We start from the raw sequence: 14030 nt of genomic DNA on the forward strand, positions 1-14030 counted from the left end.
CCAAGGAGAAAGAGTTTGAAAAAGCAACTGATCATCGCCGCGGGCGCGCTGGCAGCATCGCTGTCGTTCTCGGCCTTCGCCGAAAGCGTCACGTACCAGTTCGACCCGAGCCACACGTACCCGAGCTTCGAAGCGGACCACATGGGCGGCCTGTCGGTCTGGCGCGGCAAGTTCGACAAGTCGAGCGGCACCGTGACGCTCGACCGTGCGGCGAAGACGGGTACGGTCGACGTGACGACCGACATCGCGTCGATCCACACCGGCAGCGCGAAGCTCGACGAGCACCTGCAGACGGCCGAGTTCTTCGACGCGGCGAAGTTCCCGCAGGCGAACTACAAGGGCGCGATCAAGTTCGACGGCGACAAGCCGGTGTCGGTGGTCGGCAACCTGACGCTGCATGGCGTCACGAAGCCGGTGACGCTGAAGATCGACGGCTTCAAGTGCATGCCGCATCCGATGCTCAAGCGTGAAGTGTGCGGCGTCGACGCCGTCGGCGAATTCGACCGCAGCGACTTCGGCCTCGACTACGGCAAGCAGTACGGCTTCAAGATGAAGACGAAGCTGCTGATCACGGCCGAAGCGCTCAAGCAGCAGTAAGGCCGCCGGCCTGCCGCGAGCAAACCGCCGCGCTCCCGTTTCCGGGAGCGCGGCGGTTTTTTTTGCGCGCCTATAATCGCCCGAGCGTCGCGTGCGGCGCCGGGCAGGCCGACGGCGCGAGCACGGCCGCTTCGAACAGAACGTACAACGACAAGGAGATCGCCGATGCATGCCGTCACGCAGTCCCGTTCCATTGCCTCGTCGCCGCGCGTGTGGCGCGCGGTGGTCGCCGCGTCGATCGGCAACGCGCTCGAGTGGTTCGATCTCGTCGTCTACGGCTTCTTCGCGGTGACGATCGCGAAGCTGTTCTTCCCGGCCGGCAACGACACCGTGTCGCTGCTGCTCACGCTCGGCACGTTCGGCGTGTCGTTCTTCATGCGGCCGCTCGGCGCGATCGTGCTCGGCGCGTATGCCGACCGTGAGGGCCGCAAGGCGGCGCTCACGTTGTCGATCCTGCTGATGATGGCCGGCACGCTGATCATCGCGGTGCTGCCGACCTACGAGACGATCGGCGTCGCCGCGCCGGTGATCCTCGTCGCCGCGCGGCTGATGCAGGGCTTCTCGGCCGGCGGCGAGTTCGGCAGCGCGACGGCGTTTCTCGCAGAACACGTGCCGGGCCGGCGCGGCTTCTTCGCGAGCTGGCAGGTTGCGAGCCAGGGGCTCACGACGCTGCTCGCGGCGGGCTTCGGCACCGTACTGAACGCGCAGCTCTCGGCCGCGCAGATGGCATCGTGGGGCTGGCGCGTGCCGTTCTTCTTCGGGCTGCTGCTCGGGCCCGTCGCGTACTACATCCGCACGAAGGTCGACGAGACGCCCGAATTCCTCGCGGCCGAAGGCACCGCGAACCCGCTGCGCGATACGTTCGCGTCGCACAAGGCGCGCCTGGTTGCCGCGATGGGCGTGGTCGTGCTCGGCACCGTCGCCACCTATCTCGTGCTGTTCATGCCGACCTACGGCGTGAAGCAGCTCGGCCTCGCGCCGTCGGCCGCGTTCGCGGCGATCCTCGTCGTCGGCGTGATCCAGATGGCGTTCGCACCGCTCGTCGGCCACTGGTCGGATCAATACGGCCGCGTGCGCGTGATGATCGCGCCGGCCATCGGCATCCTCGTGCTGATCTATCCGGCGTTCGCGTATCTCGTCGCGCATCCGGGTTTCGGCACGCTGATCGCGCTGCAGGTGCTGCTCGCGTTCCTGATGACCGGCTATTTCGCGGCGCTGCCGGGGCTGTTGTCAGAAGTGTTTCCGGTGCAGACGCGTACGACCGGGATGTCGCTTGCGTATAACGTCGCGGTGACGATTTTCGGCGGGTTCGGGCCGTTCATCATCGCGTGGCTGATCCGCGCGACCGGGATGAAGACCGCGCCGAGCTTCTACCTGATGTTCGCGGCCGTGCTGAGCCTCGCGGCACTGATCGTGCTGCGCAAGCGCTTCGGTTTTCGATAGAACGGCGGCGCGTCAGTTGTCGGCGCGCTCGCAGACCGGCTGCGCCGGCATTAGTTGCGCCGGCGCGTCGATGGTCCGCACCGGGCGCCCCGCGAGTGCGGCGAGTGCCTGTTGAAGCTGCCAGTCGGCGGCCGTGCCGAATGCGCGCTGCGGTAGCGCCGCGCTGTTCGCCGTATCGACCTTTGCGCGCACGCGTTTGTCGCGCAGCTGCTGCCGGGCCTTGCGCACCTGCACGAATGGATCGGGCGCCTGCCGGTCCGCATACGGCGCGCGCGCGAGATCGACTTCCCGATACCACATCAGTACACCGTCGACGTCCGAGTCGCGGCGTGGCGGCACGAGCCAGTCCGGCACGACGCCGTAGCCGTCCATCGGGCAGCCGTTCGGCCGCAGGTTGCGTGCGTACGTGAAATTCAGGCGCGTGCCGTCGATCAGGTCGACGCCCGTCTGCGCGAGCCCCTTCCCGTAGGTCGGCATGCCGAGCAGTTTCGCGCGGCCGAGATCCTTCAGCGCGGCGGCGGTCGCTTCGGCGGCCGACGCGCTCTGTCCGTCGACGAGCACGACGAGCGGCACGGTGCGCCACCAGTCGTCGGCCTGCAGCGGTGCGAGCGGATCCTGCCCGTGCATGACGGGCAGTGCGTAGTCGGGCCAGTTGGTCGTGTAGCGGCGGCGGTGCGTGTCGCCGCGCTCGACCGTCACCATCGCGGTACGGTCGCGTCCCGCGAACAGTGCGGTGATGCCGATCGCCGCATTCAGCGCGCCGCCGCCGTTGATGCGCAGGTCGAGAATCATCCCTTTCACTGGCGGGCCCGCGCGGCGCGCGGCCTGTACGGCGTCGATATAGTCGCCGACCGCCGGCTCGGGGAAGCTCGACAGCCGCGTGTACAGGATGTCGCCGTCGAGCCGCTTCGCGATCGCCGGATGCGGCTTGACGATCGCGCGCACGGGCGCGAAGGTCAGCACCGCATGCGTCGGGCCGCGCTGCACCGTGAGCTTCAGCGGCACGCCCGCAGCGCCCTTTGCCAGTTTCACGAGTTCGCCGCTGTCGATGCCGACGACGCTCCTGTCGTTCATCGCGACGACGAGATCGTCGGGCCGTACGCCGGCTTTCTCGGCGGGGGCGTCGGGAATCACGTCGATGATGTGCAGTCCGTCGGGGCGCGTCTCGAACACGATCCCGATGCCCGGCGTGCCGTCGCGCGCACGCTGCTCGTCGTCGCGCCGTTCCTGCTCTTCCTTCGCGTTGAAGAAGCGCGCGTACGGCAGCGTCTTGATCCCGTCATGGGTGGCGGCGTCGAGCAGCGCGCCGATGTCGATGTCGGTCAGGTGCTGCTGCTTCAGCACTTCGACGGCCGCCTTCAGTTCGCAGAGCTGCGGTTCCCAGTCGGGCGGGCAGGGCGATGGCGGCTGGGCGACGGCGGGTGAGGCGGTGGCGGGTGAAGCGACGGCGGGTGAAGCGGCGGCGGTCGGCGCGGATGCCGGTTGCGCACCGGCGCGAGGCGCACACGGCAGCAGCACGGCCGCGACGGTTGCGCAGGCGGCAAGGCGACGAACGACACGCATGGAAGGCATCATCGGGACGGCACGTTCGGACGGGGGGCGACCTGCCTGCCGGCGCGCGGCCGGCAGGCAAACGGGGCAGGGCGGTGACGATTGTAGCCGACGCCTGCGACGGTGCAGGTCGGTTCCGCCGCGCGCCGCATCGCGGCGGCCTGCGCATAAAAAAAGCCGGCCCGATGGGCCGGCTTTTCTGCGATGCCGAAACGGCGGGGCGCTTAAACCTGCGCGCCTGCGTTCGGATCGTCCGGATCGTGCGCGGTCTTCTTGTCCTTGATCAGGTCTTCGCGCTTGATGCCGAGCCACATCGCGAGCGAGCCCGCGACGAACACCGACGAGTAGATGCCGAACATGATGCCGACCGTCAGCGCGAGCGCGAAGTAGTGCAGCGTCGGGCCGCCGAAGAAGAACATCGACAGCACCATCATTTCCGTCGACGTGTGCGTGATGATCGTACGCGACATCGTGGTCGTGATCGCGTGGTTGATCACTTCCTGCACGCTCATCTTGCGTTCGCGGCGGAACGTTTCGCGGATCCGGTCGAAGATGACGACCGACTCGTTGACCGAGTAGCCGAGCACCGCGAGGATTGCCGCGAGCACCGCCAGCGAGAACTCCCACTGGAAGAACGCGAAGAAGCCGAGAATGATCACGACGTCGTGCAGGTTGGCGATGATGCCCGCCACCGCGTACTTCCATTCGAAGCGGAACGACAGGTAGATCACGATGCCGATCACCACGCACGCGAGTGCGAGCAGACCGTCGGTCGCGAGCTCGCGGCCGACCTGCGGGCCGACGAACTCGACGCGTTGCAGCGTGACGTCCGGATTCTGGGCCTTCAGCGCGCCCATCACCTGGTCGCTCTGCTGCGCGGACGTGAGGCCTTCCTTCAGCTGCAGGCGGATCAGCACGTTGCGCGACGTGCCGAAGTTCTGCACCTGCGCGTCGGCGTAGCCGAGCTTGCCGAGCGTTGCGCGCACGGGTTCAAGCTCCGCGGCCTGCTGGTACTGCACCTCGATCACCGTACCGCCGGTGAATTCGACGGACAGGTGCAGCCCGCGGTGGAACAGGAAGAACACGGCGGCGAGGAACGTGACCAGCGAGATCACGTTGAACACCAGCGCGTGCCGCATGAACGGAATGTCTTTACGGATGCGGAAAAATTCCATGGTCTCGTCTCCGGGGCCTTATTGGGTCGAGCCCGGTTTCTTCGGCGACACGCCTTGCTGCGCGCGGTTGCGCAGCTGCGGCTTGCCGGCGCGCGGCGCGTTGCCCTTCGCCGGGGCGGCGAGCTTCGCGGCGCGTGCGGTGTCGGTCGATTCGTCCGCGTCGGTGAACGACGCGGTGGCGGCGGCGCCTTCCGGCTTCCACACCTGGCCGATCGCGAGCGACTTCAGCTTCTTGCGGCCGCCGTACCAGAGGTTGACGATCCCGCGCGAGAAGAACACCGCGGAGAACATCGACGTCAGGATACCGAGGCAGTGCACGATCGCGAACGCGCGAACCGGGCCCGAGCCGAACGCGAGCAGCGCGAGGCCGGCGATCAGCGTCGTGACGTTCGAGTCGAGAATCGTCGCCCACGCATGTGCGTAGCCGGCCTGGATCGCGAGCTGCGGCGGCTGGCCGGCGCGCAGTTCTTCACGCACGCGCTCGTTGATCAGCACGTTCGAGTCGATCGCCATACCGAGCGCGAGTGCGATTGCCGCGATACCGGGCAGCGTCAGCGTCGCCTGCATCAGCGACAGCACGGCGACGAGCAGCAGCAGGTTCACCGACAGGCCGATCACCGAGACCACGCCGAACAGCATGTAGTACGCGATCATGAACACGGCGATCGCGCAGAAGCCCCAGATCACCGAGTGGACGCCCATCTTGATGTTGTCGGCGCCGAGGCTCGGGCCGATCGTGCGTTCCTCGATGATGTCCATCGGTGCGGCGAGCGAACCGGCGCGCAGCAGCAGCGCGAGGTCGGCCGCGGCCTGCGGCGTCGGCTGGCCCGTGATCTGGAAGCGGTCGCCGAGTTCGGACTGGATCGTCGCGACCGTCAGCACTTCGCCCTTGCCCTTCTCGAACAGCACCATCGCCATCGGCTTGCCGATGTTGTCGCGCGACACCGTGCGCACCGCGCGGCCACCGGCCGAGTCGAGGCGGATGTTGACCGACGGGCGCTGGTGTTCGTCGAAGCCGGCCGATGCATCGATGATGCGGTCACCGGTGAAGATCACGTCCTTCTTCAGCAGCACGGGCGCCTGGATGCCCTGCGTGAACAGCTCCTCGCCCGGCGGAACGGGGTCGTTCGGGTTCGGGTGCGTGTTGATCGGATCGGCGAGGCGTGCCTCGAGCGTCGCGGTGCGGCCGATGATGTCCTTCGCCTTCGCGGTGTCCTGCACGCCCGGCAGTTCGACGACGATGCGGTCGCTGCCTTGCTGCTGCAGGATCGGCTCGGACACGCCGAGTTCGTTCACGCGGTTGTGGAGCGTGGTCAGGTTCTGCTTCAGCGCTGCGTCCTCGACGGACTTCTGCACGGCCGGCGTGAACGTGCCGACGACCTGCGTGCCGCCGCCGCCGGGCTGGGTCGCCCACTGCAGTTCGGTGATCGACGCGGCGAGCACCTTGCGGGCGTCTTCCGCCGTCTGCGCATCGCTGAAGTTGACGACCACGGACTGGTCGACGCGGCTCACGCCGCCGTCACGGATGTTCTTGTCGCGCAGCAGCGAGCGCGCGTCGGAAGCGTCGGAGTCGAGCTTCTTCGTGAGCGCGCCCGTCATGTCGACCTGGAGCAGGAAGTGCACCCCGCCGCGCAGGTCGAGGCCGAGATACATCGGCAGCGCGTGCAGGGCCGTCAGCCAGCGCGGCGACGCGCTCTGCAGGTTCAGTGCGACGACGTACTGCGGATCGTTCGGGTCGGCATTCAGCGACTTCTGCAGCAGGTCCTTGACGCGCAGCTGCGTATCGGTGTCCTTCAGGCGCACGCGGATGTTCGCGTTGGTCGCCGTATTCTCGAAGGTGACGTCGTCCGGCGTGATCTGCGCGGACGCGAGCGCCGATTCGACCTGGGTCAGCGTGGTCGAGTCGAGCTTGACCGTGGCCTTGCCGCTCGACACCTGCACCGCCGGCGCTTCGCCGAAGAAGTTGGGCAATGTGTACAGAAGGCCGATGGCGAGCGCCACGACCATCACGACATATTTCCAGAGTGGATAACGATTCATGAGGGGGCCGAACGGGTGGTTGGCGTGAAAGCGTCGCGTCCGGCGCCGCGGCGGCCCGCTCTCTCAGGCGGGCACGGCGCGGGGAGCCGGACGCTCGGTGAAGGGCTTACAGCGACTTGATCGTGCCCTTCGGCAGAATGGTCGTGACCGCAGCCTTCTGCACGGTGATTTCAGTGCCTTCGGCGATTTCGACGCCGATGTAGCCTTCGGTAACCTTCGTCACCTTGCCGACGAGGCCGCCGCTCGTGACGACTTCGTCGCCCTTGGCCATGGCCGACAGCATGTTGCGGTGTTCCTTCTGGCGCTTCATCTGCGGACGGATCATGATGAAGTAGAGCACCGCGAACATCAGGATGAGCGGCAGGAAGCTCATCAGGCTCGATTCGGCGCCACCGGCACCTTGCGCGAAGGCATTGGAAATGAACGGCACGTTGGTCTCTCCGTAGGGGAAGATCGAAAAATAAGCCGGTTATTCTACCACCGGCCCCATGCGCAAACTGATCGGCAAATGCGCTTTCGGATCAAGCTGTTAAAGCGCGAACCGATACCGTTGCGACTTGTTTGGAAAGGCAATTGTAATATTTGGCGGTCACGCCTGGCGATTTGAGCGCGTCAATTTGTACACGGCCTATGTGACCGGGCGCGGTGCGGCCCGCCGGCCGGTCAGTCGACCCCTCTTGCACGATCCTCCGCGAAGCGCTGGCGGAACGCGTCGAACGTGTGCGTTTCGATCGCCTCGCGGATCTCGCTCATCAGCTGCAGGTAGTAGTGCAGGTTGTGGATCGTGTTGAGCTGCGCGCCGAGGATTTCGCCGACGCGGTGCAGGTGATGCAGGTAGCCGCGCGAGAAGTTCTGGCACGTGTAGCACGTGCAGCTCGCGTCGAGCGGCTTCAGCGAGTTCTTGTGCGTCGCGTTGCGGATCTTCACGTCGCCGAAGCGCGTGAACAGCCAGCCGTTGCGCGCGTTGCGGGTCGGCATCACGCAGTCGAACATGTCGACGCCGTTCGCGACGCCCTCGACCAGGTCCTCCGGCGTGCCGACGCCCATCAGGTAGTGCGGCTTGTTGGCCGGCAGCTTCGGGCCCACGTGCCGCAGCACGCGCATCATGTCTTCCTTCGGCTCGCCGACCGACAGCCCGCCGATCGCGAGGCCGTGGAAGCCGAGTTCCGCGAGGCCCGCGAGCGATTCGTCGCGCAGGTCCTCGAACATCCCGCCCTGGACGATCCCGAACAGCGCGTTCGGGTTGCCGAGCCGGTCGAACTCGTCGAGCGAGCGCTTCGCCCAGCGCAGCGACATGCGCATCGAGTCGGCCGCTTCCTTGTGCGTGGTCGGCACGCCGTTGGTCGCGTACGGCGTGCACTCGTCGAACTGCATCACGACGTCGGAGTTCAGCACCTTCTGGATCTGCATCGACACTTCCGGCGACAGGAACAGCTTGTCGCCGTTGATCGGCGACGCGAACGTGACGCCGTCCTCGCTGATCTTGCGCAGATCGCCGAGCGAGAACACCTGGAAGCCGCCCGAGTCGGTCAGGATCGGCTTGTTCCAGCCCATGAAGCCGTGCAGGCCGCCGTGCGCGTCGATCGTGTCGAGGCCCGGGCGCAGCCACAGGTGGAACGTGTTGCCGAGGATGATCTGGGCCTTGATCTCGTGCAGCTCGCGCGGCTGGATCGCCTTCACGGTGCCGTACGTGCCGACCGGCATGAAGATCGGCGTCTCGACCACGCCGTGGTTGAGCTTCACGCGGCCGCGGCGCGCGCGGCCGTCGGTCGTCAGCAGTTCGAATTCGAGCCCGCCCGCCGGGCGGTCTTGCACGGGCGCGTGCGTATCGTGGGATGAACCTTCGGTCATCGCGTCATTCTCCTTGCTACCGAAGAACAGTTCGGCGCATGTTGGAAACGCCGCCGGGTATCCGGCGGCGGTGAAAAAAACGGGTGCGCGGCGGCGCGACGCTTACGCGTGCGGCGCCTCCGGCGTGTCGCGCCGCGTGAGCAGCATCGCGTCGCCGTAGCTGAAGAAACGGTAGCGTTCGTCGATCGCGTGCCGGTAGGCGGCGCGGATCGTCTCGACGCCCGCGAACGCGGACACCAGCATCAGCAGCGTCGACTTCGGCAGGTGGAAGTTCGTGACGAGCCGGTCGACCACGCGGAACCGGTAGCCGGGCGTGATGAAGATGTCGGTCTCGGCCTGCGTCGCCGCAAGCGGGCGGCCCGCTTCGTCGGCCGAGCGCGCGGCGGCTTCGAGCGCGCGCATCGACGTCGTGCCGACCGCGATCACGTTGCCGCCGCGTGCGCGGGTTGCGGCGATCCGGTCGACCAGCGACTGTGGCAGGTCGTACCACTCGCTGTGCATCTTGTGCTCGGCGATGTTGTCGACGCGCACCGGCTGGAACGTGCCGGCGCCGACGTGCAGCGTCAGCGTCGCGCGCTCGACGCCCATCGCGTCGAGCCGGTCGAGCAGCGGCTGGTCGAAGTGCAGCCCGGCCGTCGGTGCGGCGACCGCGCCCGGGTTGCTCGCATAGACGGTCTGGTAGCGCGTTTCGTCGGTCGCGTCGGGATCGTGCTCGATATACGGCGGCAGCGGCAGGCGGCCGAACTGCTCGATCAGGTCGAGGCACGGTGCCGGGAAGTGCAGCGTGAAGAACGGCTCGACGCGCTCGCCGACCGTCACGTCGAATGCGTCGGCGAGGCGCAGCGTCGTGCCGGCGCCCGGCGACTTGCTCGCGCGGATTTGCGCGAGCGCCGTGTGCGTGCCCGTCACGCGCTCGATCAGCACCTCGATCTTGCCGCCGCTGGCCTTCTGGCCGAAGAAGCGCGCCTTCAGCACCTTGGTATCGTTGAAGACGAGCAGGTCGCCGGGCGCGATGCACGACGGCAGCTCGGTGAAATGACGGTCGACGAGGCGTGCGGGCTCGACGCCGCGGTCGACCTCGAGCAGGCGGCTCGCGGTGCGATCGGGCAGCGCGGTTTGTGCAATCAGCTCGGGCGGCAGATTGAAATCGAAATCGGAAAGCGTGAACATGCGGGCTGGTTCGAAGCGGCCGGCGGGCGTCGCCGGCAGGGCGGAAACGCGTAATTGGGGCGCGCGAGCCGCTATGATGGCGGGATGCGCGGCCTGGCCGGCGTCGTTCGTTCGGACGACGTGAAAGCCGCTATTGTACTTGCCTTGCGAAGCACCCAGACGATCCGATGCCTGTGTCACCACGCCGTTCCCCCGCCGCCGTAGCCGATTCCGCCGATCCGTTCGACGCGGACGATACCGCATCGTCCGCACCGCCCGCGTCGGGCACCGGTGCGCGCCGTGCCGGCCCGAAGCGCGGCGCCGACGGGCGGCTCGCGCAGCCGGCCGCCGCCGCGCCCGATGCCGAAGGCGCCGCGGCGGGCGACGATGCGGGCGCGGCGGGCGCGAAACGCAAGAAGAAGGCGGCCGCCGACAAGCCGGTGAAGACCGTCGACAAGCTCGCGAAGCTCGGCCTCACGCGTTCGATCGATCTCGTGCTGCATCTGCCGATGCGCTACGAGGACGAAACCACGCTCACGCCGATCGGCGAGCTGCTGCCGGGCGGCATCGCGCAGGCCGAAGGCGTGGTGTTCGACAACGAGGTCGCGTTCCGGCCGCGCCGCCAGCTCGTCGTGAAGATCCAGGACGACGACGGCGAGCATCTCGTGCTGCGCTTCCTGAATTTCTACGGGTCGCAGGTCAAGCAGATGGCCGTCGGCCAGCGGCTGCGGGTGCGCGGCGACGTGCGCGGCGGCTTCTTCGGGATGGAGATGGTGCATCCGGCCGTGCGTGTCGTCGAAGCCGATGCGCCGCTGCCGCAGGTGCTCACGCCCGTCTACCCGAGCACGGCCGGCGTGTCGCAGGCGTATCTGCGCAAGGCGATCGAGAACGCGGTCGAGCGCACGCCGCTGCCGGAGCTGTTGCCGCCGGAGATCGAGCGCGACTACCTGCGGCCGCTCGACGTGCCGACGCTCGAGCAGGCGGTACGCATCCTGCACCACCCGCGCGTCGATTCCGACGAAGCCGCGCTGATGGACGGCTCGCATCCGGCGTGGACGCGCATCAAGTTCGAGGAGCTGCTCGCGCAGCAGCTGTCGCTCAAGCGGGCGCACGAGGAGCGCCGCACGCGCGCCGCGCCCGCGATGCCGCGCCGCACCGCGAGCGATGCCGAGGCGCTGACGACGCGGCTCTATGCGGCGCTGCCGTTCACGCTGACGGGCGCGCAGGCGCGCGTCGTCGACGAGATCGCGCACGACCTCACGCTCGCCCATCCGATGCAGCGCCTGCTGCAGGGCGACGTCGGTAGCGGCAAGACGGTCGTCGCGGCACTGGCGGCCACGCAGGCGATCGACGCCGGCTACCAGGCCGCGCTGATGGCGCCCACCGAAATCCTCGCGGAACAGCACGCGCGCAAGCTGCGCGCGTGGCTCGAGCCGCTCGGCGTCACGGTCGCGTGGCTCGCGGGCAGCCTGAAGGCGAAGGAGAAGCGCGCGGCGATCGAGGCGGCGGCGCTCGGCACCGCGCAACTCGTGATCGGCACGCACGCGATCATCCAGGATACGGTCGAATTCGCGCGGCTCGGCCTCGTGATCGTCGACGAACAGCACCGTTTCGGCGTCGAGCAGCGTCTCGCGCTGCGCGCGAAGGCCGCGAACGCGGCCAACGGCGCGCGCGACTTCCAGCCACACCAGCTGATGATGTCGGCCACGCCGATCCCGCGCACGCTCGCGATGACGTATTACGCGGATCTCGAGGTCTCGACGATCGACGAGCTGCCGCCGGGCCGCACGCCCGTGCTGACGCGCCTCGTCGGCGATGCGCGGCGCGAGGAGGTGATCGCCCGCGTGCGCGAGGCCGCGCTGACCGGGCGTCAGGTGTACTGGGTGTGCCCGCTGATCGAGGAGAGCGAGACCTTGCAGTTGCAGACGGCCGTCGAGACCTACGAGACGCTGGTCGCCGCACTCCCCGAGCTGAAGGTCGGGCTCGTGCATGGCCGGCTGTCGACGACCGACAAGGCGGCCGTGATGGAGGCGTTCACGCGCAACGACGTGCAGCTGCTGGTCGCGACGACCGTGATCGAAGTCGGCGTCGACGTGCCGAACGCGTCGCTGATGGTGATCGAGCATGCGGAGCGTTTCGGCCTCGCGCAGTTGCATCAGCTGCGCGGCCGCGTCGGGCGCGGCACCGCGGCGTCGGTGTGCGTGCTGCTGTACACGGGGCCGCTGTCGCTGACCGGCCGCGAGCGGCTGAAGACGATGCGCGAGACGACCGACGGTTTCGAAATCGCGCGGCGCGACCTCGAAATCCGCGGTCCCGGCGAGTTCCTCGGCGCACGCCAGTCGGGCGCGGCGATGCTGCGCTTCGCGAACCTCGAGACCGACGGCTGGCTGATCGACCCGGCCCGCGACGCCGCGACGCGGCTGATTGCCGCGTATCCCGAGGTCGTCACGCAGCATCTCGCACGCTGGCTCGGCGCGCGGGAGCAGTACCTGAAGGCCTGATTTACCGGCTTGGGGCCGGATCAAAATGCCACCCATCGACGCATCGCGATGCAGAGAAACTTGGCGAACCGGTGCCAGAGGGTGTATAAATTAAACCTATCGCCTGTATATCTCTGATTGACCCACAATGACGCTGACTGAATTGAAATACATCGTCGCGGTCGCACGCGAACGGCATTTCGGCCGTGCGGCCGAAGCCTGCTTCGTGAGCCAGCCGACGCTGTCGGTGGCGATCAAGAAGCTCGAAGACGAGCTCAACGTGCAGATTTTCGAGCGCGGCGCGAGCGAAGTGAGCGTGACGCCGATCGGCGACCAGATCGTCACGCAGGCGCAGCGCGTGCTCGAGCAGACCTTCGCGATCAAGGAGATCGCGAAGCAGGGCAAGGATCCGCTGGTCGGCCCGTTCCGCCTCGGCGTGATCTACACGATCGGGCCGTACCTGCTGCCGACGCTTGTCAAGCAAATGATCCAGCGTGTCCCGCAGATGCCGCTGATGCTGCAGGAGAACTACACGCTGAAGCTGCTCGAACTGCTGAAGCAGGGCGAGATCGACGCCGCGATCATGGCACTGCCGTTCCCGGAAACCGGCCTGATGGTGCGGCCGCTGTACGACGAGCCGTTCGTCGTCGCGCTGCCGGCCGGCCATCCGTGGGAGAAGCGCGAGGAAATCGACGCCGAGGACCTGAAGCAGGAAACCATGCTGCTGCTCGGCAACGGTCACTGCTTCCGCGATCACGTGCTCGGCGTGTGCCCGGAGCTGATGCGCTTCTCGCAGACGGCCGACGGCATCCAGAAGACCTTCGAGGGCTCGTCGCTCGAAACCATTCGCCACATGGTCGCGAGCGGTGTCGGCATCACCGTGCTGCCGCGGATGTCGGTCACCGAGGTCGGCCCGCGCGCGAACGGCCCCGATGCCGAGCTGCTGTCGTACGTGCCGTTCAACGAACCGGTGCCCGACCGCCGCGTGGTGCTCGTGTGGCGCAAGAGCTTCACGCGGATGCCTGCGATCGACGCGATCAGCGACGCGATTTCCGCGTGCGAGCTGCCGGGCGTCGCGAAGCTCGACATGCCGGCCACGATGAACTGACGCACCCGCCATGCGTGCGCGGCAGCATGATGAACGGGGTCCTGCGACCCCGTTTATTTTTCGCTATTGCATAGATGAAATTTATCAATTTCAAATAATTGATAGATGTAAATAGAATTCATTACAGGGATCGGCGACACGCCGACGCGCGATCCGCACGTTGGATGCAAGCGTCAAAGGAGGATGTCATGATGCGGTCGGTATTGCAGCACGCGCAGCGGAACATCCCGTCGCGCAATGCGGTCGTACATCGCGCCAGGGCCGCGGTTCGCAGCCTGCGCCCGATTGCGTTCGCGTACCTGGCGGACCGTGTGTATGGCGGATGAGTGCCGCCGCGCGCCGGTTCTGTGTGCCCCCGATTTCCCCGCCGTCACGCCATGAGGGAGCATTGCATGTCCGAAAGCTGGAACACCCCGCGCATCGCCGGCACGACGACGGCCGGCAGCCGCTTCCCCGAGCGCCCCGCCTGCGGCGCGTCGCAGCGGGAACGCGTGCCGAACGCCGCGCACGACATCCCGTAGTACGACAGGAGGACCTACCTGTTCTGTTTCCCATCCCTGCAATGACACTCCACGAACCGCGCCCGGCATGCCGCCGGAGCGAACCGGTGGAGGCATATGAGCAAGCCAAGGAGAA

The 14030-nt window shown here is 67.4% G+C and carries 11 protein-coding genes; 5 read left to right on the forward strand and 6 right to left on the reverse strand.

The window, feature by feature from the left end; genetic code table 11:
• Positions 1 to 15: 15 nt before the first annotated feature.
• Positions 16 to 597 carry a YceI family protein gene (locus ACWMMN_RS03350; protein ID WP_059236056.1) on the forward strand — a complete coding sequence of 194 codons (582 nt, stop codon included), beginning with the start codon at positions 16 to 18 and terminating at the stop codon, positions 595 to 597.
• A 165-nt stretch (positions 598 to 762) separates the two neighbouring features.
• Positions 763 to 2040 (forward strand): MFS transporter, encoded by a 1278-nt coding sequence (locus tag ACWMMN_RS03355; protein ID WP_059236054.1) that lies wholly within the window; start codon positions 763 to 765, stop codon positions 2038 to 2040.
• Positions 2041 to 2052: 12 nt separating this feature from the next.
• Here ACWMMN_RS03355 and ACWMMN_RS03360 read toward each other — a convergent pair whose 3' ends face one another.
• The 6 genes from ACWMMN_RS03360 to queA form a co-directional block, all read right to left on the reverse strand.
• The gene (locus ACWMMN_RS03360; RefSeq protein ID WP_486422969.1) at positions 2053 to 3603 is read right to left on the reverse strand and encodes a S41 family peptidase; all 1551 of its coding nucleotides are present in this window, start codon (positions 3601 to 3603) and stop codon (positions 2053 to 2055) included.
• A gap of 212 nt (positions 3604 to 3815) precedes the next feature.
• Positions 3816 to 4766 carry a protein translocase subunit SecF gene (secF, locus tag ACWMMN_RS03365; RefSeq protein WP_059236052.1) on the reverse strand — a complete coding sequence of 317 codons (951 nt, stop codon included), beginning with the start codon at positions 4764 to 4766 and terminating at the stop codon, positions 3816 to 3818.
• Between the two features lie 18 nt (positions 4767 to 4784).
• Entirely contained in the window at positions 4785 to 6806 is a 2022-nt protein-coding gene (gene secD, locus ACWMMN_RS03370; RefSeq protein ID WP_059236050.1) for a protein translocase subunit SecD, read from the reverse strand.
• Positions 6807 to 6912: 106 nt separating this feature from the next.
• Entirely contained in the window at positions 6913 to 7236 is a 324-nt protein-coding gene (gene yajC, locus ACWMMN_RS03375) for a preprotein translocase subunit YajC (protein WP_048250795.1), read from the reverse strand.
• 233 nt (positions 7237 to 7469) lie between these two features.
• The gene (gene tgt, locus ACWMMN_RS03380; protein WP_486422970.1) at positions 7470 to 8657 is read right to left on the reverse strand and encodes a tRNA guanosine(34) transglycosylase Tgt; all 1188 of its coding nucleotides are present in this window, start codon (positions 8655 to 8657) and stop codon (positions 7470 to 7472) included.
• A gap of 102 nt (positions 8658 to 8759) precedes the next feature.
• Positions 8760 to 9827, reverse strand: a complete 1068-nt coding sequence (gene queA / locus ACWMMN_RS03385) for a tRNA preQ1(34) S-adenosylmethionine ribosyltransferase-isomerase QueA (RefSeq protein ID WP_059236046.1) — start codon at positions 9825 to 9827, stop codon at positions 8760 to 8762.
• Between the two features lie 167 nt (positions 9828 to 9994).
• Between queA and recG the strand changes: the two genes are divergently transcribed.
• From recG to ACWMMN_RS03400, 3 genes are all read left to right on the forward strand, one after another.
• Positions 9995 to 12307, forward strand: coding sequence for an ATP-dependent DNA helicase RecG (gene recG, locus ACWMMN_RS03390; protein ID WP_059236044.1), 2313 nt, complete (start codon positions 9995 to 9997; stop codon positions 12305 to 12307).
• A 127-nt stretch (positions 12308 to 12434) separates the two neighbouring features.
• Entirely contained in the window at positions 12435 to 13394 is a 960-nt protein-coding gene (locus ACWMMN_RS03395; protein WP_059236042.1) for a hydrogen peroxide-inducible genes activator, read from the forward strand.
• Positions 13395 to 13786: 392 nt separating this feature from the next.
• On the forward strand, positions 13787 to 13915 hold the full coding sequence (locus tag ACWMMN_RS03400; RefSeq protein WP_256085575.1) for a hypothetical protein: 129 nt from the start codon (positions 13787 to 13789) through the stop codon (positions 13913 to 13915).
• Positions 13916 to 14030 lie beyond the last annotated feature (115 nt).

It is taken from the genome of Burkholderia cepacia complex sp. TUM26381 (assembly GCF_057439935.1).